General features: G+C 65.7%; 21 protein-coding genes, 1 tRNA gene and 1 pseudogene. 11 read left to right on the forward strand and 12 right to left on the reverse strand.

Translation table 11 applies throughout. The features are described from left to right. Window positions 1-87: 87 nt before the first annotated feature. Window positions 88-1050 carry a lipase family protein gene (locus tag GGQ98_RS04570; RefSeq protein WP_184065802.1) on the reverse strand — a complete coding sequence of 321 codons (963 nt, stop codon included), beginning with the start codon at window positions 1048-1050 and terminating at the stop codon, window positions 88-90. A gap of 157 nt (window positions 1051-1207) precedes the next feature. Here GGQ98_RS04570 and GGQ98_RS04575 point away from each other — a divergent pair, with 157 nt between their 5' ends. Both GGQ98_RS04575 and uvrA read left to right on the forward strand, forming a co-directional pair. Next, window positions 1208-1519, forward strand: a complete 312-nt coding sequence (locus GGQ98_RS04575) for a YdeI/OmpD-associated family protein (RefSeq protein WP_184065805.1) — start codon at window positions 1208-1210, stop codon at window positions 1517-1519. A 139-nt stretch (window positions 1520-1658) separates the two neighbouring features. Then, complete coding sequence (gene uvrA, locus GGQ98_RS04580) at window positions 1659-4586, forward strand: excinuclease ABC subunit UvrA (protein ID WP_184065808.1); 2928 nt, start codon at window positions 1659-1661, stop codon at window positions 4584-4586. Between the two features lie 65 nt (window positions 4587-4651). Here the strand turns inward: uvrA and GGQ98_RS04585 are convergent, their stop codons facing one another. Beyond that, on the reverse strand, window positions 4652-5092 hold the full coding sequence (locus GGQ98_RS04585) for a hypothetical protein (RefSeq protein ID WP_184065811.1): 441 nt from the start codon (window positions 5090-5092) through the stop codon (window positions 4652-4654). A gap of 115 nt (window positions 5093-5207) precedes the next feature. Between GGQ98_RS04585 and GGQ98_RS04590 the strand changes: the two genes are divergently transcribed. Then, window positions 5208-5681 carry a DUF2721 domain-containing protein gene (locus tag GGQ98_RS04590; protein ID WP_184065814.1) on the forward strand — a complete coding sequence of 158 codons (474 nt, stop codon included), beginning with the start codon at window positions 5208-5210 and terminating at the stop codon, window positions 5679-5681. A 671-nt stretch (window positions 5682-6352) separates the two neighbouring features. Here GGQ98_RS04590 and GGQ98_RS04595 read toward each other — a convergent pair. Both GGQ98_RS04595 and GGQ98_RS04600 read right to left on the reverse strand, forming a co-directional pair. Beyond that, window positions 6353-6829 (reverse strand): fasciclin domain-containing protein, encoded by a 477-nt coding sequence (locus tag GGQ98_RS04595; protein WP_341534133.1) that lies wholly within the window; start codon window positions 6827-6829, stop codon window positions 6353-6355. A 1-nt stretch (window position 6830) separates the two neighbouring features. Continuing rightward, entirely contained in the window at window positions 6831-6983 is a 153-nt protein-coding gene (locus GGQ98_RS04600; RefSeq protein ID WP_184065817.1) for a hypothetical protein, read from the reverse strand. Between the two features lie 416 nt (window positions 6984-7399). Here GGQ98_RS04600 and GGQ98_RS04605 point away from each other — a divergent pair, with 416 nt between their 5' ends. Genes GGQ98_RS04605 through ypfJ form a run of 4 tightly spaced genes read left to right on the forward strand, consistent with a single transcriptional unit; the run spans window position 7400 to window position 11333 of the window. Further along, window positions 7400-8524, forward strand: coding sequence for an 8-amino-7-oxononanoate synthase (locus GGQ98_RS04605; protein ID WP_184065819.1), 1125 nt, complete (start codon window positions 7400-7402; stop codon window positions 8522-8524). After that, complete coding sequence (gene bioD / locus GGQ98_RS04610) at window positions 8521-9135, forward strand: dethiobiotin synthase (protein WP_184065821.1); 615 nt, start codon at window positions 8521-8523, stop codon at window positions 9133-9135. Before GGQ98_RS04605 ends, bioD begins: the two co-directional genes overlap by 4 nt. Continuing rightward, window positions 9132-10376, forward strand: coding sequence for an adenosylmethionine--8-amino-7-oxononanoate transaminase (locus GGQ98_RS04615; RefSeq protein ID WP_184065823.1), 1245 nt, complete (start codon window positions 9132-9134; stop codon window positions 10374-10376). Before bioD ends, GGQ98_RS04615 begins: the two co-directional genes overlap by 4 nt. 57 nt (window positions 10377-10433) lie before the next feature. Beyond that, the gene (gene ypfJ / locus GGQ98_RS04620; RefSeq protein WP_184065825.1) at window positions 10434-11333 is read left to right on the forward strand and encodes a KPN_02809 family neutral zinc metallopeptidase; all 900 of its coding nucleotides are present in this window, start codon (window positions 10434-10436) and stop codon (window positions 11331-11333) included. Between the two features lie 126 nt (window positions 11334-11459). On the opposite strand, the gene GGQ98_RS04625 is transcribed toward ypfJ, so the two are convergent. Next, window positions 11460-11801: a ribose-phosphate pyrophosphokinase gene (locus tag GGQ98_RS04625; RefSeq protein WP_184065827.1), complete on the reverse strand. Its 342-nt coding sequence runs from the start codon at window positions 11799-11801 to the stop codon at window positions 11460-11462. A gap of 75 nt (window positions 11802-11876) precedes the next feature. Here GGQ98_RS04625 and GGQ98_RS04630 point away from each other — a divergent pair, with 75 nt between their 5' ends. Beyond that, a complete protein-coding gene (locus GGQ98_RS04630) occupies window positions 11877-12098 on the forward strand; it encodes a hypothetical protein (protein WP_184065829.1) in 222 nt (73 codons plus the stop codon). 9 nt (window positions 12099-12107) lie between these two features. Then, window positions 12108-15674, forward strand: a complete 3567-nt coding sequence (locus tag GGQ98_RS04635) for a hydantoinase B/oxoprolinase family protein (RefSeq protein ID WP_184065832.1) — start codon at window positions 12108-12110, stop codon at window positions 15672-15674. 142 nt (window positions 15675-15816) lie between these two features. Here the strand turns inward: GGQ98_RS04635 and GGQ98_RS04640 are convergent, their stop codons facing one another. Next, window positions 15817-16587, reverse strand: coding sequence for a helix-turn-helix transcriptional regulator (locus tag GGQ98_RS04640; RefSeq protein WP_341534134.1), 771 nt, complete (start codon window positions 16585-16587; stop codon window positions 15817-15819). A gap of 218 nt (window positions 16588-16805) precedes the next feature. Here GGQ98_RS04640 and GGQ98_RS04645 point away from each other — a divergent pair, with 218 nt between their 5' ends. After that, window positions 16806-17585 carry a DUF1134 domain-containing protein gene (locus GGQ98_RS04645; protein WP_184065838.1) on the forward strand — a complete coding sequence of 260 codons (780 nt, stop codon included), beginning with the start codon at window positions 16806-16808 and terminating at the stop codon, window positions 17583-17585. Window position 17586: 1 nt separating this feature from the next. Here GGQ98_RS04645 and GGQ98_RS04650 read toward each other — a convergent pair whose 3' ends face one another. The 3 genes and pseudogenes from GGQ98_RS04650 to GGQ98_RS04660 all read right to left on the reverse strand — a co-directional run. Then, window positions 17587-18168, reverse strand: coding sequence for a helix-turn-helix domain-containing protein (locus GGQ98_RS04650; protein WP_184065841.1), 582 nt, complete (start codon window positions 18166-18168; stop codon window positions 17587-17589). A 417-nt stretch (window positions 18169-18585) separates the two neighbouring features. Continuing rightward, on the reverse strand, window positions 18586-20193 hold the full coding sequence (locus tag GGQ98_RS04655) for a serine hydrolase domain-containing protein (protein WP_341534139.1): 1608 nt from the start codon (window positions 20191-20193) through the stop codon (window positions 18586-18588). Window positions 20194-20197: 4 nt separating this feature from the next. Next, window positions 20198-20630: pseudogene (locus tag GGQ98_RS04660) on the reverse strand (IS3 family transposase); the annotation flags it as partial. Here GGQ98_RS04660 and GGQ98_RS04665 point away from each other — a divergent pair. Further along, window positions 20514-20795: a hypothetical protein gene (locus GGQ98_RS04665; RefSeq protein WP_184065848.1), complete on the forward strand. Its 282-nt coding sequence runs from the start codon at window positions 20514-20516 to the stop codon at window positions 20793-20795. The pseudogene GGQ98_RS04660 and the gene GGQ98_RS04665 overlap by 117 nt on opposite strands. Before the next feature lie 62 nt (window positions 20796-20857). Here GGQ98_RS04665 and GGQ98_RS04670 read toward each other — a convergent pair. The 3 genes from GGQ98_RS04670 to GGQ98_RS04680 form a co-directional block, all read right to left on the reverse strand. Next, a tRNA-Pro gene (locus GGQ98_RS04670) sits at window positions 20858-20934 on the reverse strand. 46 nt (window positions 20935-20980) lie between these two features. Further along, window positions 20981-21625 (reverse strand): sulfite oxidase-like oxidoreductase, encoded by a 645-nt coding sequence (locus GGQ98_RS04675; RefSeq protein ID WP_207791262.1) that lies wholly within the window; start codon window positions 21623-21625, stop codon window positions 20981-20983. Further along, window positions 21597-22172 (reverse strand): DUF2062 domain-containing protein, encoded by a 576-nt coding sequence (locus GGQ98_RS04680; RefSeq protein ID WP_184065854.1) that lies wholly within the window; start codon window positions 22170-22172, stop codon window positions 21597-21599. Before GGQ98_RS04680 ends, GGQ98_RS04675 begins: the two co-directional genes overlap by 29 nt. Window positions 22173-22175: the final 3 nt, after the last annotated feature.

The raw sequence follows: 22175 nt of genomic DNA on the forward strand, positions 1-22175 counted from the left end.
TCAGTCGTTGTGGCGCTCCCATGGAGTATCTGTCCCATAGCGCATCCTTCCATTGCTGGCTGAATAATGCACCATCAAAGCCTGGGATCAAACAGTTACCGAGGGCTCGACCAGATCGTCCTTGGGATTCTGGGCGATGAGCATCGGCACGCCGAACTGCGTGGTTGCCGGGCTGTTGGTGCGCGCCAGCCGGGCCCAGGGCTGGATCGTGCCCATGTCCTTGTCCTTCAGGCGGCTTTGCAGCGTAAGAATTCCCGCGATGGTCAGCAGTTTGGGTTTCGCCTCCAGCGCGACGCAGTTGTTCTGCGCTAGCCGGGTGATGATGCCTTGCGTTTGCGTTCCGCCGAGCGTGGACAAAGGCGCGCCGTAATGCTTCGACCAGCTGTAACCGATAAAGGCGGTCATCAGCGCGCCGACCGTCTTGTTCGGCACCGTCCGCACGTTCTGGATCAGGTCGGTCGGCGGCGCCGCTGCGGCGACACCGACCAGTTTCAGTTCAGGCGCATAGGTGCGCGCGATCTGCCCGGTCCAGAGCGCCGCGTGACCGCCCTGCGATTCGCCCCACACGGCAAAGCGGTTGCCCGCCGCGGCGCCCTTGATGGACCGCGCCGCGCGCACCGCATCGAGCACCGAACGCCCCGTATCCCGCCCCACAAGATACGGATGCACGCCATCGCTGCCGAGACCCGGATAGTCCGGCGCCACCACGACATAGCCTTTGGGAATACCGGCCATCCACGGCGAATGCGTCCAGAACAGGGGGCTGAGCGACGGCGCACAGCGCGTCGCCACGCCCAGCGTGCCGTGCGTCCAGGCGAGCACGTCGCGCGCCTTCGAAGGCATGGCCTCGCGCGGCGCAACGACCATGCCCGTCACGCGGATCCGCTTCCCGTCCGCGTTCGTCGTCCAGTACGCGATTTTCCAGGCCTGCGATCCGCCCGGCGTCTCCACCACAGGCTCGGCCGAAATTAGCGTGCCCGCGCGCTGCGCAAATGCAGCGGCTGAGCCCAGACAGAAGGAAAACGCCGTCGCCGCCACGATCAAACGCATGCGAATTCCCCTCATCGCCGCTTCGAGCAACGCAAGCATAAACCCCGCTTGCCCGAAGCGCCAGCCGCACGGCACACCGCCTTGCCGGGCGCGCCATTCTGGACATTCGATGATCCGGCGATCAAAATGGAATCGGCCGCGCTTACCCGGAGCTCTTTTGACGAACGCTTTTCTCCACGGCACTGTCCACGAGGCTCGTGACGACCTTCAAGCCGCAGTGCGATCAGATCCTGCGATCCTGGCGTTATGGGAAAAGCTCACGCCGCTCGGTCGGAACGAATTCATCTGCTGGGTCGATGACGCCAGGCAGGCGGCAACGCGTCAACGCCGGATAGAGCGGACCTGCGACGAACTGCGGGAGGGAAAGAAGCGGCCGTGCTGCTGGGCGGGCTGTATCCACCGCACGGACAAGGCGCCGGGCCGGTGGCAACAGGCCGTCCTGATCGACAAACACAAAAAGACCCGCTGACGGGTTCCCGCGCGTCGGCATCCACCCACCGCTGCGCCGCCTTGCCAAGCGCATCCGCCACCCCCATCTGCTGTCTTCCCCCGGCGCCGTTTTGCGGCTAGTGTCCGACCGGAACAAACAGGAAACGACAGCCCTCCCTATGCTGACCCACATTTCGATCCGCGGCGCGCGCGAGCACAACCTCAAGAACATCAGCCTCGAAATTCCGCGCGAAACGCTGACGGTGGTGACGGGCCTGTCGGGCTCCGGCAAATCGAGCCTCGCCTTCGATACGATCTACGCGGAGGGCCAGCGCCGCTACGTCGAGTCGCTTTCCGCCTACGCGCGGCAGTTCCTGGAGCTGATGCAGAAGCCCGATATCGATCATATCGACGGCCTCTCCCCCGCCATCTCGATCGAGCAGAAGACCACGTCGAAGAACCCGCGCTCGACCGTGGCGACCGTCACCGAGATCTACGATTACATGCGGCTGCTGTGGGCACGCGTCGGCATCCCCTATTCGCCCGCCACCGGCGAGCCGATCGCCGCGCAGCAGGTCAGCCAGATGGTCGACCGCGTCATGGCGATGCCCGAAGGCACCCGCCTTATGCTGCTCGCGCCCGTCGTGCGCGGCCGCAAGGGCGAGTACCGCAAGGAGATCGCCGAATGGCGGCGCACCGGCTTCCAGCGCGTGAAGATCGACGGCACCGTCTATCCGATCGAAGAGGCGCCCGCGCTCGACAAGAAATACAAGCACGACATCGACGTGGTCGTGGACCGTCTCGTCGTGAAGGAGGGGCTTGAAGCCCGCCTCGCCGACAGTTTCGAAACCGCGCTCGGCCTCGCCGAAGGACTGGCCGTGGTCGAGATGGTCGACGGCAAAAAGGGTGACGGCGAACGCATCCTCTTCTCGCAGAAGTTCGCCTGCCCCGTGTCCGGCTTCACGATTCCCGAGATCGAGCCGCGCCTGTTCTCGTTCAACTCCCCGCACGGCGCCTGCCCCGCGTGCGACGGTCTCGGCGAGAAGCTCTATTTCGATCCCGAGCTGGTCGTGCCGAACCAGAACCTCAGCATCGAAAAGGGCGCCGTCGTGCCGTGGGCGAAGTCCAACCCGCCCTCGCCGTATTACATGCAGGTGCTGCGCTCGGTCGCGCGCGCCTATGATTTCTCGCTGCGCACGCCGTGGAACGAGCTTTCCGAGGAGATCCGCGACGTCGTGCTCACCGGCACCGGCGGCATCCCGATCACGCTGCGCTTCGAAGACGGCCGCAAATCCTACGAGGTGAAGAAGCCCTTCGAGGGCGTCATCAACAATCTCGATCGCCGCTGGCGCGACACCGACAGCCAGTGGATGCGCGACGAGCTTTCGCGCTTCCAGTCCGCTGCGCCGTGCGAAACCTGCAACGGCGCGCGCCTGAAGCCCGAAGCGCTCGCCGTGAAGATCGCGGGCGAGACCATCGCCGACGCCGTACGCCGCCCGGTCGGCGACGCCTTCCGCTGGGCGAAGGCGCTCCCCGCCAAACTCGGCGACCAGCAGAACCAGATCGCCGAGCGCATCCTCAAGGAAATCGTCGAGCGCCTCGGCTTCCTCGACAACGTCGGGCTCGAATACCTCAATCTGGATCGCAAATCCGGCACGCTCTCGGGCGGTGAATCGCAGCGCATCCGCCTCGCCAGCCAGATCGGCAGCGGCCTCTCGGGCGTGCTCTACGTGCTCGACGAGCCCTCGATCGGCCTCCACCAGCGCGACAACGACCGCCTGCTCGAAACCTTGAAGCGCCTGCGCGATCTCGGCAACACCGTCCTCGTCGTCGAGCACGACGAAGACGCGATCCGCACCGCCGACCATGTCATCGACATGGGCCCCGGCGCGGGCGCGCACGGCGGTCATGTCGTCGCGCAGGGCACGCTCGCGGATATCCTCGCCAACCCGAACAGCCTCACGGGCGATTATCTCTCCGGTCGCCGCGCGGTGCCGGTGCCCGAGGTGCGCCGCAAGGGCAGCGGCAAGAAGATCACCGTGAAGGGCGCGCGCGCGAACAACCTCAAGGACATCAGCGTCTCGATCCCGCTCGGCACGTTCACCTGCATCACCGGCGTGTCGGGATCAGGCAAATCCACCTTCACGATCGACACGCTCTATGCCGCCGCCGCGCGGGCGCTGAACGGCGCGCGCGTCATCTCCGCGCAGGTCGATGATGTGAAGGGCCTCGAACATCTCGACAAGGTCATCGACATCGACCAGTCGCCCATCGGCCGCACGCCGCGTTCGAACCCCGCCACATACACCGGCGCCTTCACCAACATCCGGGACTGGTTCGCCGAGCTGCCCGAATCGAAGGCGCGCGGCTACAAGCCCGGCCGTTTCAGCTTCAACGTAAAGGGCGGCCGCTGCGAGGCGTGCAAGGGCGACGGCATGCTCAAGATCGAGATGCACTTCCTGCCCGACGTCTACGTCACCTGCGACGTCTGCAAGGGCAAGCGCTACAACCGCGAGACGCTGGAGGTGAAGTTCAAAGGCAAGTCCATCGCCGATGTACTTGATATGACAGTGGAAGACGCTGCCGAATTCTTCAAGGCCGTCCCCGCCATCCGCGACAAGATGAGCATGCTCGTCGAGGTCGGGCTGGGCTACATCCACGTCGGCCAGCAGGCGACGACGCTCTCGGGCGGCGAGGCGCAGCGCGTCAAGCTCGCCAAGGAACTCTCCCGCCGCGCCACCGGCAAGACGCTTTACATCCTCGACGAACCCACCACCGGGCTTCACTTCGAAGACGTGCGCAAACTCCTGGAAGTCCTCCACGCGCTCGTCGAGCAGGGCAACAGCATCGTCGTGATCGAGCACAATCTGGAGGTCATCAAGACCGCCGACTGGATCATCGACCTTGGCCCCGAAGGCGGCAACGCAGGCGGCAACGTGGTCGCCAAAGGCACGCCGGAAACCGTCGCGAACGTCGCAGCCAGCTACACCGCCCGCTACCTGAAACCCCTCCTGGAAAAACAACCCGCCGCCCCGCTGAAGGCAGCGAAACCCAAGGCCAAACGGAAATCGAAAGCCGCCGAACTGAAGAGCGCGGCGGCGGAGTAAGGTATCGGAACGCTCAGCCGCCGCGCTCGAAACGAACGCGGCGACTGAGCTTTCATGACATGCACCTATTGAGCGATTGATGGCCCGCTCGAGGCCGTCCGACCCGATCGCTGATCCGGCTTTTTCGCCGGTTTGCCGTTGCCGGTGCCGTTGCCGTGGCTCGCGTCATAGGCTTCGCTGGCGTGCTGATAGGCCTCGCCGACGCGGCGCTTGCCTGCGCTTGCCTTCGCCGCCACGGCGGAGCCGATCACGGCGGCGCCGTGGCCGAGACCGGATGCGGCCTCGCCTGCCTTGGTGCGGGCCTTGCCTGCGGCGGAGCGCACACGATCGTTGTCCTTGAGCGCGACGGCCCCGGCCGCAACGGCGGCAAGCGCGAGCGGCGCGACGACGGGATGCTTCAGCGCCGCAAGCAGTTTTCCGCCCCGAATCCGCATCGGCTTGGAAAGCTTCACGCCCGCGACGCGCTTCGGCAGTTTCTGCGTTTTGGTGGTATCGGTCTTCGGCATGATCGGTCTCCTCGTGTTTCGCGTGGGGTATGGAAAACCCACGAACTGCGCCGCGAAAGGTTCCGTCAAATCCGATGGATTGACGCGGAGAGCGGGTCTGGGCACGCTCCGCGCCATGAATCCTTCCCCTTTCACCGGCGTGCAGATCGCCGACATCGGCCACGCCGTTCAGCTCGCGATCGCGCCGGTCTTCCTGATCGCGGGGATCGGGGCGCTGCTCAATGTGATGGCGAACCGGCTGGGCCGCGTGGTGGACCGCGCACGCGCGCTGGAAAGGGATATCACTGGCTACGATGAAACGATGCGCGCCCGCGCGATGGCCGAGCTTGTCGTTCTCGATCGCCGCATGGTGCTCGTTCACTGGGCGATCTACGCGTGCGTATCGAGCGCGCTTGCGGTCTGCCTCGTCATCGGCGTGCTGTTCGTCGGCGATCTTGCCGATGCGGCGGTCGGCACGATCGTCGCGGCGTTGTTCATTGCCGCGATGGCGCTGATCGTGGCGGGCCTCGTCATCTTCCTCATCGAAACCGGCATCGCCACCCGCTCCGTCCGCGTCCGCCAGGAAATCCTGAAACGCGAGGTCGAATGACCCGAGGAAGCACTTTGGACGAAGGGATTTCGTTCAGGCCGAGGCGAAAAGTGTGGATTTCGAGAACCGGAGCGGAGCGTACCAAAGGTACGTGAGCACCGGAAGCGCAGAAAGCCGCGCTTTACAGCCCGGCCTGGGCGAAATCCCTGTCCAAAGCAAACGGGGGCTGGCCTTTCGGCCAGCCCCCACTCGCTCCGTTGGTCCCGCACATCGGCCATCCGGCCTGTGCCCGGGCTTCGGGGCTTGCGTCTCCGACGGTCCCGGGGGGATCGAACGGTTTCGCATTTCGATGTCGTTCGCCGACCGCTCGCGTCACCTGTGCTTCGCACGGGCTGGCGTTGCGGACCGGAAGGTCCGGCATCGGGGATCAGCAGTGTTTCCTGAAGGCTTCGCTTGCGCGCTGCATACGGGAATTCAACCGTGACCCTGGTGATTTTCCGGGGGTTTCCGCTCGTTTCCGGGCTTCCGCCGCCTTCCGACCACATCTGCAAGGTCTCACGAATCCGTGAGTCGCCCAAGCGAAAAATGGCCTCGGCCGCCTGTGGATAACGGGGATATCGGGGATAAAAGGGCGAATTCACCCAGAAATAGAAATGCCCCACGCCGCATAAGGGCACGGGGCATTCCTGTAAAGCCTTGAATGTTACGCGCTTGCGGGGCGCCGGGCGGTGTCAGCCCTGCGCCGGAACCACAATGCCGTTGACGACGTGAACGACACCATTCGAGGCCTGAACGTCGGCTTTGGTGATATAGGTCGCGTTGCCCTGGCTGTCGGTCAGCTTGACGATACCGGCATCCAGCGTTGCGGTCAGCACGCTGCCCTGCACGGTCTTTACCTCGGCCTTGCCGCCGCCCGCTTCGATCGCGGCCATGACATCGGCCTGCGTCATCTTGCCGGGGATCACGAGGTAATTGATGAGACCCGAAAGCTGCTCCTTGGCGTTGGGCTGCATAAGCTGCTGCACCGTCGCCGCGCCAAGCCGCGCGAAGGCGTCGTTATTCGGCGCGAACACCGTGAACGGGCCGGGCTGGGAAAGATCATCGACCAGTTCCGCCGCTCTCATCGCCTGCGCGAGCGTGCTGAGCTCCGGCGTCGCGAGCACATTGCCGATAACCGAGGTCGGATCGACCGCAACAGCGGTCGCCACTTCAGCCGCCGGTGCGGTGGCCGGCGCGGTCGCCCCAGCGTCTACTGGAGCGGGTGTAGCGGCAGGCGCGGCAGCAGGATCCGCGACCTGTGCCGTCCGGCGCAGCGATCAGAACCGAAACAGCGGCGGCTTTCAGAAACATGGAATACTTCATTCTTCTCCCTCTCGTTGTGGGCGGAACGCGCCCCTCACATTAGCAACTGCAGCATAGACCGAAGGTTCCGCCCGAAATGAACGCACGGAACGGCCCGTCCCGGCGCAGGCTCGCCTCATCCCAAACTGCTGCGATGCGGAAGAAAAAGAAAAAGGCCGCGCCGGAGATATCCGACGCGGCCTTTCGCATGGGTCAGCGGCCGGTACTCCGGCCCGGGAACCCGTCTACTCCCTTGGCCGTGGCCTCAGGCGCGATATTCCCGAACGAGCTGAACCGACCCCATCGCTGAACCATGAGACATCGGTCACCTCCTTTCGCTTTGTTGAACTCGATTCGAAAGATGGGGAGAAAAACGCGATCCTGCAAGACACAAAAAACGCGTGTCCCCCTGTGCGTCTTCGTCTAGTCAGCGCGCGATGTCGCACTATGCCAATCATGTCGCCGATCTTGCCGCGCTCGAAGCTGCGGCGCGGCGGCGCAGACTCATCCCGCGCACGGGCATAGATTTCTCGTCGAACGACTATCTGGGCCTGTCCGGCGATCCCGCGCTTGGCGCCGCCATCGCCGATGCGCTGGCGCGCGGCGTGCCGACGGGCTCGGGCGGTTCGCGGCTGCTGCGCGGCAACGATGCCGAGCACGAAGCGCTGGAGGCGGAGGCGGCGGCGTTCTTCGGCGCGGAGAGCGCGCTGTGGTTCAGCACCGGCTACGCCGCGAACTCGGCGATCATCTCCACCCTGCCGCAGCGCGGCGACCTCGTCGTCTACGACGAACTCATCCACGCCAGCGTTCACGAGGGCCTGCGCCTTACCCGCGCCGAAACCCGCGCCGCGCCGCATAACGATGTCGGCGCCGTGGCAGACGCCATCGCCGCATGGCGCGCCTCCGGCGGCAGGGGCCGCGTGTGGATCGCGGTGGAAAGCCTCTACAGCATGGACGGCGACCGCGCCTCGCTCGCCGATCTCGCCGCGCTTGCCGAAGCCCACGGCGCCGTGCTCATCATCGACGAGGCGCATGCGACCGGCGTGTTCGGGGCCGCCGGGCGCGGTCTCGCGTCGGCGCTCGAAGGGCGCGAAAACGTCATCACGCTGCACACCTGCGGCAAGGCGCTCGGCTGCGAAGGCGCGCTCGTCTGCGCGCCTGCGGTCGTCACCGATTTCCTCGTCAATCGCGGTCGCGGCTTCATTTTCTCGACCGCGCCCTCGCCGCTCATGGCGGCGGCGGTGCGCGCCGCGCTGCGCATCATCGAAAGCGCCGACGATCGCCGCGCCCGGCTGGCGGCGCTCATCGCGCATGCGGAGCGCGTGCTCGGCCCGCACGGCGCGCTCATCTCCGGCTCGCAGATCATGCCGGTCATCCTCGGCGACGACGCCCGCACCATGCGCGCCGCCGCCGCCGTGCAGGCGGCCGGGTTCGATGTGCGCGGCATCCGCCCGCCCACGGTTCCGGCGGGCACCTCGCGCCTGCGCATCACGCTCACGCTGAACGCCACCGAAGACGACATATCCGCGCTCGCCGCCGTTCTCGAAGGCGCGCTTGCATGAGCCGCATCGTCGTCACCGGCACGGATACCGGCGTCGGCAAGACCGTCTTCGCCGCCGCGCTCGCCGGAGCGCTGCGCGCGCACTACTGGAAGCCGGTGCAGGCGGGGCTTGAAGACGGCAGCGATGCGCAGAGCGTCGCGGCGCTGTCGGGCCTTCCGGCAGGCTACATCCTCCCCGAAGCCTACCGCCTCACCACGCCCTGCTCCCCGCACCGCGCCGCCGAGCTGGACGGCATCGAGATCGATCCGGGCCTCCCGCTTCCCCCGCACGATCCGCTCGTCGTGGAGGGCGCAGGCGGCGCGCTCGTGCCCGTCACACGCCATATCCTCTATGCCGACATCTTCGCGCGCTGGGCGCTCCCGGTGGTGATCGTCGCCCGCACAGAGCTCGGCACGATCAGCCACAGCCTGCTCACCATCGAAGCCCTCCGGTCGCGCGGCGTGCCCATCCTCGGCATCGCCTTTTCCGGCGACGCCAACGAAGACAGCGAAGCCACCATCTGCGCGATCGGCAACGTCAGGCGTCTCGGCCGCCTCCCCCGCGTGCCCCTCACCGCACCGTCTCTGTCGTCCGCCTTCGCGTCCGCGTTCCGGCTGGAGGATTTCCGATGACCTCGCCCGTCTGGCACCCGTTCACGCAGCACGGTCTCGGCGAGCCGATCCCCCGCATCGTCCGCGCCGAAGGCTGCGCGCTCTACACAGACGACGGCCGCCGCATCATCGACGCGATCTCGTCGTGGTGGGTGACGACGCACGGCCACTGCAACCCGCGCATCATGGCCGCCATTGCCGATCAGGCGGGCAAGCTCGACCAGATGATCTTCGCGGGCTGGACGCACGAACCCGCCGAAACGCTCGCCGCGGCGCTCGTGGAGATGCTCCCCGCCCCGCTCGCGCACGTCTTCTTTTCCGACAGCGGCTCCACCGCCGTCGAGGTCGCGCTCAAGATGGCGCTCGGCTACTGGCGCGATCGCGGCGCGCGCCACCGCATCCTCGTCATGGAGCACAGCTACCACGGCGACACGATCGGCACGATGTCGGTGGGCGAGCGCGGCGTCTACAACGCCGCCTACGCGCCGCTGCTCTTCGACGTCGGCACTGTCCCCTTCCCCGCCGCAGGCCGCGAGCAGGAAACGCTCGACGCGCTCGAACGCCTGTGCCGCACGGAGAGCCCCGCCGCCTTCATCGTCGAGCCGCTGGTGCTCGGCGCGGGCGGCATGATGATGTACGGCGCGGGCACGCTCGCGGAGATGCACGCCATCTGCCGCCGCCACGGCGTGATCTTCATCGCCGACGAGGTAATGACCGGCTGGGGCCGCACCGGCACGCTGCTCGCCTGCGAACAGGCCGGTATCGTGCCGGACATCCTCTGCCTCGCGAAGGGCCTCACCGGCGGCGCGGTGCCGCTCGCCGTCACGCTCGCGACCCCGCCGATCTTCGAGGCGCATCTGTCTCAGGACCGCGCGAAGCTCTTCTACCATTCGTCCAGCTTCACCGCGAACCCGCTCTCCTGCGCCGCCGCCGTCGCCAACGTCGGCATCTGGCGGGAGGAGCCGGTGCTTGAGCGCATCGCCGACCTCGCGGCGCGGCAGAGCGCGCACCTCGCGAAACTCGCCGCCCACCCGCGCATCCGCAACGCCCGCCAGATCGGCACGATCACGGCGGTGGAGGTGGAGGACACGGCCGGCAACTACCTCTCCGCGCTCGGCCCCCGCCTCCTCGCGGCCTTCCGCGAGCGCGACGTGCTGCTCCGCCCGCTCGGCAACACCGTCTACCTGATGCCGCCCTACTGCACTGACGAGACGGACCTCTCGCGCATTTACGCCGTGATAGAAGAGGCCGTCGCGGAATAGTTTACGCCCGCCGGGCGAACAGCTACCTTCGCCCACGAACAATCGGGGAGACGATCCATGCGCTGGCGCGGCCGCAGAATGAGCGACAACGTCGAGGACCAGACCGGGCGCGGCGGCATGGGCTTTCCGATGGGCGGCGGCAGGCTGCCGATCGGCGGCAAGGGCGGCATGGGGTGCGGCGGTCTCGTTATCGTCGTCGTGCTCGCGCTCGTCTTCGGGGTCGATCCGATGCAGCTTCTCGGGGGCATGTCGCAGCAGGGCGGTGTTCCCGCGCAGCAGCAGGTGCCGTCCGCCGTCCCCGGCGAAGGCCAGGGCTGCGAACGCAGCGACATCCACCGCTTCTCCTGCACCGTGCTTGCAGACACCGAAGACACGTGGAACCGCATCTTCCAGCAGTCGGGCGAAGATTATCCGGAGCCGACGCTCGTGTTCTACGCGGGTCAGGGCCAGTCCGGCTGCGGCGCGGCGCAGTCTGCGACCGGGCCGTTCTATTGCCCGGCGGACCAGAAGATTTACATCGACACCAGCTTCTTCGATCAGCTCGAAACCCAGCTCGGCGCGGGCGGCGATTTCGCGCAGGCTTATGTGATCGCGCACGAGGTCGGCCACCATGTGCAGACCGTCACCGGCCTTTCCGCTCAGCTCCGCCAGGAACAGGCGCGCGTCGGCAAGACCCGGGCGAACGCGCTGCAGGTGAAGATGGAGCTGCAGGCCGATTGCTACGCGGGACTCTGGGCGCGCACGGTGCAGCAGCAGCTCGAACCCGGCGACATAGAGGAAGCCCTCGCCGCCGCCAACGCCATCGGCGACGACCGCCTGCAGCGCCAGTCGCAGGGCTACGTGGTCCCCGACAGCTTCACGCACGGCACGTCGGCGCAGCGCATGAGCTGGTTCAAGCGCGGCTACGACACCGGCGATGCCGAGCAATGCAACACCTTCGCCGCGCGCGAGCTGTAATGTAAGCGGCGGAACCCCAAAGTCCGCGTCACCTCTAGCCTCAGCGTCACCCTGAACTTGTTTCAGGGTCCATGCGCCGGTTCAGCGACGCTGTCCTATGGATGCTGAAACAAGTTCAGGACGGGATCACCGCCCCGCCCAGTAATCAAATACCCGCGTCTGCAGCTTCGCCACATGCCGCCGCGCGTCCGGGCCTTCCCATGGACCTTTGTACCCTTCCGCGCCGCCCGCCACCCACCAGCCCTGCCCCGGCAGCCCGTCGGACTGGCGCACGACGAGCACCGCCATGTCCGGCTCGCCCAGCCCGCGTGCGTGCGCATCGACATCGCCCAGGATCACGCACAGCGCGCGCATCTTGGGCCGCGAGAAGCGATATCCGAACGCGCCGAGCGCCTCCGCATAGGTCACGCTTTCGCGCGCGCGGGCATGGGCGATCAGCAGCTCGCGGAGGTCTTTCGGGTCAATCATCTCGCCGCGCATCTTGCCAAGTCCGCGAGACAACCTAAATTGGTGTTATAGTCAAACGATACACTGGAACCCGCAATGCTGAATCTCATTTCCATCCTGATCGGCCTTGTCGCGCTGACGGTGGGCATTATCGGGCTGTTCCCCTTCATCGGCATCATCAACTGGCTGGCCCTGCCGATCGCGGCGCTCGGCGCGGGCATCGGCGTCCTGTCGGACAGCAACGGCGGCCGCAATCTCAACATCTTCGTGCTGATTCTGGCAGCGGTTCGTCTTTCGATCGGCGGCGGCATCCTGTAACCCGGCTGCATGGCGCAGGGCTGGCAATTCTGGATCGATCGCGGCGGCACGTTCACCGATATCGTCGCGCGCACGCCTGAAGGCACGCTGAAAACCGCCAAGCTGCTCTCGGAAAACCCGGAGCAGTACGCCGACGCCGCCATAGAGGGCATCACCCGCCTGCTCGGCCGCGCGCCCGATGCGTCGGTCGCGTCGGTGAAGATGGGCACCACGGTCGCCACCAACGCGCTCCTCGAACGCAAGGGCGAGCCGACGCTGCTCGCGATCACGCGCGGCTTCGCCGATGCGCTCGCCATCGGCTATCAGGCCCGCCCGAAACTCTTCACCCGCGCGATTCAAAAGCCCGCGCCGCTCTATGCAGAGGTATTGGAGATCGCCGAGCGCATCGGGGCGGACGGCGCGATCGTCCACGCTCTCGATGAAGCCGCCGCCGCCGCAGGCTTTGCCGCCGCCCGCGCGCGCGGCATGAGCGCCGTCGCCATCGTGCTGATGCACGCCTACCGCTTCCCGGACCATGAACGCCGTCTCAAGACCCTCGCGGAAGCCGCTGGTTTCACGCAGATTTCGGTCAGCCACGAGATTGCCCCGCTCATCAAGCTCGTCGGGCGCGGCGACACCGCCGTGGCCGATTCCTACCTGTCCCCTGCACTGCGCCGCTACGTGCGGCAGGTGGCGGGCAAGCTCGATCCCGCGACGCGCCTGATGTTCATGCAGTCGAGCGGCGGCCTTGCGGGCGAAGGCGCATTCACCGGCGCGAACGCCATCCTCTCCGGCCCGGCGGGGGGCATCGTCGGCATGGCAAAGACCGCCGGGGCGGCGGGCATCACCCGCGTCGTCGGCTTCGACATGGGCGGAACCTCCACCGATGTCTCGCTCTACACCGGCAGCTTCGATCGCACGCACGAAACCGTCGTGGCGGGCACGCGCATCCGCGCGCCTATGCTTGCCATCCACACGGTCGCGGCGGGCGGCGGCTCGATCTGCCGCTTCGACGGCGCGCGCCTGCGCGTCGGCCCGGAATCGGCGGGCGCGAACCCCGGCCCGATGAGCTACCGGCGCGGCGGGCCGCTGACGATCACCGACTGCAACATCTATCTCGGCCGCATCCAGCCCGCGCACTTCCCGGCGATCTTCGGCCCCTCCGGCGATCAGCCGCTCGACCGCGACACCGTCGTCCGCCATGTCGATGCGCTCGCCGCCGAGGTCTCCGCCGCCGGACGCCCGATCACCGGCGCGGCGCTTGCCGAGGGTTTCATCGCCATCGCGATCGACGGCATGGCGAAGGCCGTGCGGCAAATCTCCATCCAGCGCGGCCACAACGTCACCACCTGCACGCTCTCCAGCTTCGGCGGCGCGGGCGGTCAGCACGCCTGCAAGGTCGCCGACGCGCTCGGCATCGGCGAAGTCTACGTGCACCCCATTGCCGGGCTGCTCTCCGCGCTCGGCATGGGCCTTGCCGATCTCACCGCGCTGCGCGAACGCACGCTCGGCGCGCCGCTGGGCGAAGGCATCGCCTCCGCCGAAGCCCTCGCCGACACGCTTGAAGCCGATGCCCGCGCCGCGCTCGCCGCGCAGGCAAGCGACCTCGCGGGCGTGTCCGTCTCGCGCCGCGCCGAGCTTCGCTATGGCGGCGCAGACAGCGGCCTCTCCCTCCCCCTCGCCCCGCCCGAAGACATGCGCGCCGCCTTCGAGGCCGAGCACCGCGCCCGCTTCGGCTACGTGATGCCGGGCGCCGCGCTGGTGATCGAGGCGGTGAGCGTCGAAGCGGTCGGCCATTGGCCCGCCCCTCCGATCCGCGTGGAAAACGCGGCGCAGGCCGCCTCCGCCTGCACCATGATCGTGGACGGCGCGCCCGTCCGTGCCCCCGTCCTCGCGCGCGGCGCTCTCGTGCCCGGCGAGGCCATAAACGGCCCCGCCGTCATCCTCGAAGACGGCGCCACCACGGTGATCGACGCAGACTGGCGCGGCGAGGTTTCGCCCGGCGGCGACCTCATCCTCCGCCGCACCGTCCCCCTCCCCGCGCAGCGCGCGCTCGGCACCGATGCCGATCCGGTGATGGTGGAAATCTTCAACAACCGCTTCATGGCGATCGCCGAGGAAATGGGCATTGCGCTCCAGACGACCGCGCACTCGGTGAACATCAAGGAACGGCTCGATTTTTCCTGCGCGCTCTTCGATCTCAGCGGCGGACTCATCGCGAACGCGCCGCACATGCCCGTGCACCTCGGCTCGATGGGAGACAGCGTGCGCGCCGTCATCCGCGCGCACGGCGGCCGGATGCGCCCCGGAGACGCCTTCGCGCTCAACAATCCGATGAACGGCGGCACGCATTTGCCCGACGTCACCGTCGTCGCGCCCGTGTTCGCCCGCGCGGACGGCGGCGACATATTGTTCTACACGGCAGCGCGCGGCCATCAGGCCGATATCGGCGGCCTCACCCCCGGCTCGATGCCCCCGGATTCAAAAACGCTGGGTGAAGAAGGCGTCCTCTTCGACAGCCAGATGCTCGTCTCGGCGGGGGCGTTTTGCGAAACAGACACCCGAAATACACTCGAATCCGGCCCCTGGCCGGCGCGCAATCCTGCCCAGAACATCGCCGATCTGAAGGCGCAGGTCGCCGCCTGCACGCGCGGCGGCGATGCGCTGCGCGCCATGATCGCCGAATTCGGCCTCGAGACCGTGGAAGCCTACACGCGCCATGTTCAGGACAATGCCGAAGCCGCCGTGCGCCAGGCGATCGGCGCGCTGGCAAACGGCCGTTTCCGCTACGAAATGGATAACGGCGCGGCGATCGCGGTGCGCGTCACCATCGACGCTGAACGCCGCGCGGCCACGGTCGATTTCACCGGCACCAGCGCGCAGCTCCCCGACAATTTCAACGCGCCCCTGTCGGTGTGCCGCGCCGCCGTCCTCTATGTCTTCCGCACGCTCGTCGACGACGACATCCCGATGAACGAGGGCTGCCTGCGCCCGATCACGCTCATCGTTCCCGAAGGCTCGATGCTCAATCCGCGCGCGGGCGCCGCCGTCGTCGCGGGCAACGTGGAAACCAGCCAGGTCATCTGCGATGCGCTCTACGGCGCGCTCGGCGTCATGGCCGCCGCGCAGGGCACGATGAACAACCTCACCTTCGGCAACGCCCGCCATCAATATTACGAAACGATCGCGGGCGGCTCGGGCGCAGGCCCGGATTTCGGCGGTGCCGACGCCGTGCAGACGCACATGACCAACAGCCGCCTCACCGATCCCGAAGTGCTCGAACTCCGCTTTCCGGTCCGCGTCGAACACTTCGCCGTCCGCCCCGGCTCCGGCGGCGCAGGCCGCCACAAGGGCGGCGACGGCGTCGTCCGCCGCCTCACGTTCCTCGAACCGATGACCGTCAGCCTGCTCGCCAACCGCCGCCGCATCGCGCCCTTCGGCCTTGCCGGCGGCGCGGACGCAAAGTCCGGCACAGGCCGCGTCATCCGCGCAAACGGCATGATCGAGCCGCTGGCCGCAACCGCGCGCGCCGAAGTTCAGTCAGGCGATGCCGTGGAAATCGAAACCCCCGGCGGCGGCGGTTTCGGGGCGGGATAGTGCGTCCCTCACAACCCCTTCCAAAATAGGAAAACCTGTGAAGAGAGTGCCGATTGCTCTTTGAAGCGCAGGTATCATTTGCCGCCGCGCACCGAATATTCGTTTTGGCCTCCACTTCGCTCACTTCGCGAAGTGGAAAGCGTCAGGCGGCGAGTCCCAGATAGCCGAGCTGCGCGGCCTTGAAGATCGTCTGGCTGCGGTTCACCGCGTCCAGCTTCTCGCCCGCGTTCTGGATATGGAAGCGCACCGTGGCGTGGCTTCGCGCAAGGATCAGGCTGATCTCCTTGTCGGTCTTGCCCACAGCCGCCCAGCGCAGGCACTCGACCTCGCGCTTGGTCAGCTGGCAGTCCATCGGCAGCCATTTGCGCGTCCGCATCAATTTCACATAGCCCGCGAGGAAACGGTGCACCCAGACGGCCCATTCGTCGGCGTAACTTTCGTAAACTTCGTCGAGTTCAGACAGGTTTCGCGCCGACCCGATCACGGCGACCCCGATCTGCCCGAACGGCAGATGCACGGGAATCACGACCGCCGCATGACACATCGCGCGCTTGTCGAAGTTGGAAAGGTCGATGCCGTCGAGATAGGGGTTCGGCTGCTGCGTCCGAAAGCCCGCCTCGTTCGCCCAGAACGGCTCGCTTTCGTATCGGCAGGCGCGAAGCAGCGGCGAACTCAGCGCCACGCGGTGCTCGCTCCACTGCCGCTCCTCGTCGCTCACGAAGCCGAACACTTCAGATGAAAGCGTGTTGCCCTCGTCGTCCACCATCGGCCGCTTCGAACAGATATTGTCGGTAAGGGCGATCCGGAACGCCGGCGCGTTGCGCTCCACCATGTCGCGCAAGGCTTCCGCCGCCGGGCGGATGTCGGTCATGGTGCGTACCGAAACGCGCGCGATATCGTCCTGCAGCGTCACGTTGTTCTCCCCAATCTGGCCGTCCGTCGCCGAGTCGGACTCATTTGCCCGCATTTCAACATGCCCGGCCCCGGGTGACAAGAGCGCGCCCTCCTGCGGTTCAAGCCGCGTTAAGCCGTGGGGCTTTCAAGTAGGGCTGCTGCAGGCGCCATTGATTTCGGGGACTCCCCGTCGCATGGTCTGCCCGAAACCGACAATGAAGCGGGAGAAGAGGTTTGATGTTTCGTATGGGCCGGGCCGGATTGGCAGCGTTTTCGATGATGCTCCTCGCCGCGACCGCGCGCGCTCAGGATGCCGGCGCCGATCTCGCTCCTGTTCCGCAGACCGAAGCCGCCTACGGCACGATGGCCGCCGAAGTGCCGCAATCGACAGCGCCCGCGGCGCCCGCAACCGCCACCCCGCCGCCTCCGCCGCCACCCGGATCCCCGTCGGATGCGCCGTCGGCTCAAAGCGGCGTCGCCGCAGCGCCCGCCGCAACGACTGCTCCCGGCGTGGTGGGCGACGGCGACCTCCAGCCCGTGTTCAGCGAAAGCGAAGTGCTCACGGCCGCCGAAAACGTCTTCGGGCGCGGCGCCGAAGGCCTCGCACGCATGATCGAAACGATCTTCAAGGATCTCGGTCAGCCGAACGCCTATATCGCGGGACGCGAGGGCGGCGCGGCGATCGGCATCGGCGTGCGCTACGGCGAAGGCAAGCTCTACCACAAGGTCGAAGGCGAAATGCCGATCTTCTGGCGCGGCCCGTCGATCGGCTTCGATGTCGGCGCCGACGGCAGCAAGACGTTCATTCTCATCTACAAGCTCTACGATACGGAAGAACTGCTGCGCGCCTATCCGGCGGCGGAAGGGAAAGCCTACCTGATCGGCGGTTTATCGGCGCAATATGTGCAGCGCGGCGACGTCGTGATTGTGCCGATCAAGCTGGGTGTCGGTTGGCGGCTCGGGGTGAACGCGGGCTATCTGCGCTTTTCCAAGAAGAAGAACCTGCTCCCCTTCTAGGTCAGATCGCTCCGCTCTCGACAAGGCCGATATAGCGCTCCATCGCCTCGGCCGCTTCGTCGGAAAGGTCGATAAAGCTCCGGCGGCCATCGCCTGGATCGTTGCGCCGCGCGAGCATGCCCGCGTCGGTCATGCCCTTGATCCAGCGCAGCGCGGTCGTGGTCGGCACTTCGGCGGCGATGCAAAGGCTGGAAACGCTGACCTGCTTGCCTTCGAGACGCGCGGCCGCAAGGTCGAGCATGATGTCCCAGGCCGGATCGGCGAAAAGCTCTGCGGGGAAAAACTGCTTCCGCGCCTGCCGCTTGCGAATGATCTCGCGGATACTCCGCGCCGTTTCCGCAGCACTCCGGTGGATCGCCACGTCCGGCAACACTGCGCCATCCTGCCGGCTCGCGAGGCGCGCGAGCTGGTCCGCGATCCGGCTCACCTCGTCGCTCAGCATGCCGATCTGGACGAAGGCATCGCGTCCGGTCTCCCGCACACCTGCGATGTACCCCTGCGCGATGTCGATGCGTTCGAGAATGCTCAAGGTGCCCTCGGCTTCCAGCGGCCATGCGGCCAGTTCGACACCTTCAATATCCATAATGGATATCGCGTCGTCCAACGCATCGTCGTCCAGAATGACTATAATTGGTGCTATTCTGGATAGAATTCGGACATCCGCCAACGGGCGGTCCGTTCCGGCGACAAGGCCCCTCTCCGCCGCGACGATCAGCGGCAGCTTCGCCAGGGGGGCCGGCGGCTCTCCGAAAAGTGCCGCCGCCGCGATCCTCACATGGCCGACACCGGCAGCATCGAGAGTGGAACGAAATTCAGTCTCCAGCGGCGAAGGTAACGCCAACTGCACCCGCGGTGGTCCCGCCGGGGAAAAGGTTTCGGCCATACGATTCCCACAACCTCACACGGGACGCAGTTCACGCCCCTCATATTTCCGAACCTGACCAGCGCCGCTGATATCAGTCGGAAGCGAACATGGGAAACGCGAATTAACCACTCGCGCTCACGGCTGTCTGGTCAGCGACAACCAGTGCGCGACAGCATTTCTCACGCGGTCATTGTCCATATCTCCGATCGCTGTCGCGGCCCCGCGCAGCGTCGCGCCATCCAGCTCAAGCGTGAGGCGGACGAAATAGCTGAAGCGCTGAACATCCGTGTTCGGAACGCGGGCATTGAGATCACCGCTGAAGACATCGTTTTCGAAACGCCCCTTCGAAACGAGGGTCGGAAGTTGCTCGCCGAACGCAGCGCGGATCAATCCGTCGGGCTGGAAGACAAGCTCGACCGGCAGCGTCTTCTCCGGCGTCGACAACGTGCCTTTCCATGTTCCGGCAAGCGCCGGTGTCGGCGCGAACGGCAGCGTTTGCGGCTCTGCAGGGATAGGCGACGGCTTCCAGCCAGGGAGCATGATCGCGGCGATCTTGTCTGCGATGATGCGCGGCGCGGGGCTGCTGGAATTGGTGAGAACCACAAGAGCAATATTGCGGTCCGGAAAAATCTGCATGATCGTCGCCACGCCGCCCATGCCGCCGCTGTGCGAAACCACGCGGTAACCGTCCTTCGTCCGCACGTTGAAGCCGACGCCGTAACCGCTGCCGTCCTCGCGCACCGCCTGCGGATCGACCGGACGCTGCATTTCGTCGATCGAAGCGGCGTTCAGAATCGGCTTCTGCCCCGGCAGACGGTTCTTGAGATGAAACCCAGCAAAGCGGATCAGGTCATGGGCGCTCGAAAAAACTGCGGAAGCACCCGGATGGTCAAACGTGTAGAATGGAATGGGTTCGCCATTCCTGCCATAGCGGGTCGCCGCGAACGCTTCGAGACCGGGCCCGATATCGACCGATGTGCGCGTAAGCCCAAGCGGCAGAAACACCTCGCGCCGCATGAAATCGGCATAGCTCAGCCCCGATGTCCGGCTGATGATCTCATCAAGTATGCCGAACCCGAGATTGGAATATTGATACCGCGCACCGGGTGCCGAAACGAGATTGGCGTAGCGCTGGATCGTCTCTCCCATCGGCGGGCGTGCGACGGGTTCGTCTTCATAGAAAAACTGATAATGCAGCGGCAATCCGGACGTATGCCCCGCAACCCGCCGGACCGTCGCTGCGCGCGCATCCCCGACGCGCGCGTTCAATTTTGCGGCGCCAAGATAATCATCGGCGGGCCGGTCAAGATCAATCTTGCCGCTCTGCACCAAAGTCATCAGCCCGGTCGTGGTGATCGGCTTGGAAATCGAAGCGAGCGAATACATCGTATGCGCATCCGCCGCGATCCGCTTCTCACGATCCGCCCAGCCGAAGCCCTCTTCCCAAACCACTTTCCCGTCCTGCAGGACGGCAACGGCAACGGAAGGGACACCATTTTCGACCAACTGCTCCCGGATCGTCTCGCGGACCGGATCGAAGCGGTCAGCCTGAGCAGGCGCCGCGACGCAAAGAAAAGCCAGCGCGCTCATCCATAGGCGTACAAATGCAAACCCCATTGCGCCCACCTTTTCTGAAACTCTGCAGATTTTCAATAAAAGAAAAATGGGCAGAAAAAAAGAGAAAAGCAACCTAACGGCTGGGAAACCGTGCCTTGGACTTGCTTCGGTAAAGTGGAGAGTCATGGCCTCAGTTGACGGCCCTTCGTTCGAACTGGACGGGGCTGAGGAAGTCGAGCGTCGAGTGTCGGCGGACAGGATTGTAGAAGCCGTCGATGTAGCGGGCAATGGCCTGTCGGTTTCAGTACGGGTGTAGAAGATCGACCGCCAGATCAGCTCGGAATTCAGCGTCTTGAAGAACGTCTCGACCATGGCATTGAGGCTCCTATATTTGTCAAGCGACGGCCAGGTAGAGCCAGCCCTCCCGTGTCCAGACATAAGAGATGTCAGCGCCCCACTTCTGATCCGGACCCGTGATCGATGATATTGGGCGCCACAGGCTAGGCATGCTGGCTGTCAGTGGTCCGTTTGAACCGTCGCTTCTGCCGGGCTTTGATGTCGTTTTCGCGCATCAGTCGTGCGGTCCGTCGCCGGCCGATCGCGAAGCCCTCGTCCTGCACCTTTCAGACAAGGAAAACTCTCCACTTTTCCGAGGCAAGTCCACACTCGCCTGCGCGATCGAAATGGTCTCGCCGCCGACTTCGAAGCCGACGCGCTCTAAATTCACCGTCACCATCAACCACACAGCGCCCGCCCTGACACGGCGGGCGTTTCGCTTGATGGTGTAGCCCAAAACGTAACCCAGATTGTCGGTTGGCCGCGTTTGATTTCGTCTAAGTGATTGAAAATATGGTCGGGGAGAGAGGATTCGAACCTCCGGCCCTCTGCTCCCAAAGCAGATGCGCTACCAGGCTGCGCCACTCCCCGACACGTGCTGCCGTCCATGACGGGGCAACTTCCGCGCGTCAAGGATTTAACTGTAGCGCTGCTCCAGCCACGGATCGCCGACGTTGTGATAGCCGCGCACTTCCCAGAAGCCGGGCTTGTCCTCGGTGGTGAAGGTGATGCGCTTTACCCACTTGGGGCTTTTCCAGAAATAGTAGCGCGGAATCACGAGCCTGGCGGGACCGCCGTGTTCGCGGCTTATCGGCTGGCCATCATGGGCATGAGCGACGAGGCAATCCTCTTCGAGGAAGTGCGCGTAATCGACATTCGTCGTGTAGCCGTCGTAGCTGGTGAAGAGCACGTGCTTCACATCCGCGTGCGGCTTCACGGCATCCGCGATATGGCGCGTCGTGACGCCGCTCCAGCGATTGTCGTAGCGCGACCACTGGGTGACGCAGTGGATGTCGGACACGTCCTCGCTCTGCGGCTGCGCAAGAAACTGGTCCCAATCCCACGTGACGGGGTTTTCGACCGCGCCGTCTATGGCGAGCCGCCAGTCTGCCTTGGGCACATCGGGCTGGATACCAAGATCAAGCACCGGCCAGTTTTCGACAAGGCGCTGCCCGGGCGGGAGGCGATCCGCGCCGTGCTCGGCGGTCTTGCCGGTCAGCAGGCGCCCGGCGCGCGCCCACGCCTTTTTCGTTTCAACCAGTTTTTCCCGGAACCCGTCCATCGCCGTCTCCCGCTCGCCGTGCATCCCGCTTCCGGCGGATTTCCATGCGCTGATGAATCCACAGCCGCCAGATCAGATGGATGCCCAAATACCCGATCACCGCACCCAGCGTCGCGATCACGAAAAGCCCGATCGCGAGCGGCAGCGGCGCATTGGTGACGACCACCATCAGATCTTCGGCCCAGTGGTCTGCGGTCATGTTCGCAAGCAGTCCGCCATCCTGCCTGTTCAGCAACCAGGCACCGATCTGGTACGCGCCGATGGCGATGAACGGCGTCGTCAGCGGGTTCGAGATGAACGTAACGAACGCGGCAACGGCAAGGTTGGCGCGGCAGGGCACCGCAAAGAGCGCAGCGGCGGGGGCCTGCGCGAAGGGTATGGACAGGCCGAAGAACATCCCGAGGGCAACGCCGCGCGCCACCGATTTCCGGTTGAAGTGCCAGATAACGGGATTGCCGATGGTATTGGCGAAGGGCCGCATCCAGCGGTTGCCCAGCATCGCCTCTCGCGAGGGGTGCTTTTCCTTCAGCCATTTGATGAACCGCATTCA

The organism is Sphingosinicella soli (genome assembly GCF_014199685.1).
Classification (GTDB): domain Bacteria; phylum Pseudomonadota; class Alphaproteobacteria; order Sphingomonadales; family Sphingomonadaceae; genus Sphingosinicella; species Sphingosinicella soli.

What these genes read in the sequence shown, in the direction of transcription:
- GGQ98_RS04570 (WP_184065802.1), bottom strand. Translation starts at nt 1,050, where the DNA reads ATGCGTTTGATCGTGGCGGCGACGGCGTTTTCCTTCTGTCTGGGCTCA.
- uvrA (WP_184065808.1), top strand. Translation starts at nt 1,659, where the DNA reads ATGCTGACCCACATTTCGATCCGCGGCGCGCGCGAGCACAACCTCAAG.
- GGQ98_RS04585 (WP_184065811.1), bottom strand. Translation starts at nt 5,092, where the DNA reads ATGCCGAAGACCGATACCACCAAAACGCAGAAACTGCCGAAGCGCGTC.
- GGQ98_RS04590 (WP_184065814.1), top strand. Translation starts at nt 5,208, where the DNA reads ATGAATCCTTCCCCTTTCACCGGCGTGCAGATCGCCGACATCGGCCAC.
- GGQ98_RS04600 (WP_184065817.1), bottom strand. Translation starts at nt 6,983, where the DNA reads ATGAAGTATTCCATGTTTCTGAAAGCCGCCGCTGTTTCGGTTCTGATC.
- GGQ98_RS04605 (WP_184065819.1), top strand. Translation starts at nt 7,400, where the DNA reads ATGTCGCACTATGCCAATCATGTCGCCGATCTTGCCGCGCTCGAAGCT.
- bioD (WP_184065821.1), top strand. Translation starts at nt 8,521, where the DNA reads ATGAGCCGCATCGTCGTCACCGGCACGGATACCGGCGTCGGCAAGACC.
- GGQ98_RS04615 (WP_184065823.1), top strand. Translation starts at nt 9,132, where the DNA reads ATGACCTCGCCCGTCTGGCACCCGTTCACGCAGCACGGTCTCGGCGAG.
- ypfJ (WP_184065825.1), top strand. Translation starts at nt 10,434, where the DNA reads ATGCGCTGGCGCGGCCGCAGAATGAGCGACAACGTCGAGGACCAGACC.
- GGQ98_RS04625 (WP_184065827.1), bottom strand. Translation starts at nt 11,801, where the DNA reads ATGATTGACCCGAAAGACCTCCGCGAGCTGCTGATCGCCCATGCCCGC.
- GGQ98_RS04630 (WP_184065829.1), top strand. Translation starts at nt 11,877, where the DNA reads ATGCTGAATCTCATTTCCATCCTGATCGGCCTTGTCGCGCTGACGGTG.
- GGQ98_RS04635 (WP_184065832.1), top strand. Translation starts at nt 12,108, where the DNA reads ATGGCGCAGGGCTGGCAATTCTGGATCGATCGCGGCGGCACGTTCACC.
- GGQ98_RS04645 (WP_184065838.1), top strand. Translation starts at nt 16,806, where the DNA reads ATGTTTCGTATGGGCCGGGCCGGATTGGCAGCGTTTTCGATGATGCTC.
- GGQ98_RS04650 (WP_184065841.1), bottom strand. Translation starts at nt 18,168, where the DNA reads ATGGATATTGAAGGTGTCGAACTGGCCGCATGGCCGCTGGAAGCCGAG.
- GGQ98_RS04655 (WP_341534139.1), bottom strand. Translation starts at nt 20,193, where the DNA reads ATGACTCTCCACTTTACCGAAGCAAGTCCAAGGCACGGTTTCCCAGCC.
- GGQ98_RS04665 (WP_184065848.1), top strand. Translation starts at nt 20,514, where the DNA reads ATGCTGGCTGTCAGTGGTCCGTTTGAACCGTCGCTTCTGCCGGGCTTT.
- GGQ98_RS04675 (WP_207791262.1), bottom strand. Translation starts at nt 21,625, where the DNA reads ATGGACGGGTTCCGGGAAAAACTGGTTGAAACGAAAAAGGCGTGGGCG.
- GGQ98_RS04680 (WP_184065854.1), bottom strand. Translation starts at nt 22,172, where the DNA reads ATGCGGTTCATCAAATGGCTGAAGGAAAAGCACCCCTCGCGAGAGGCG.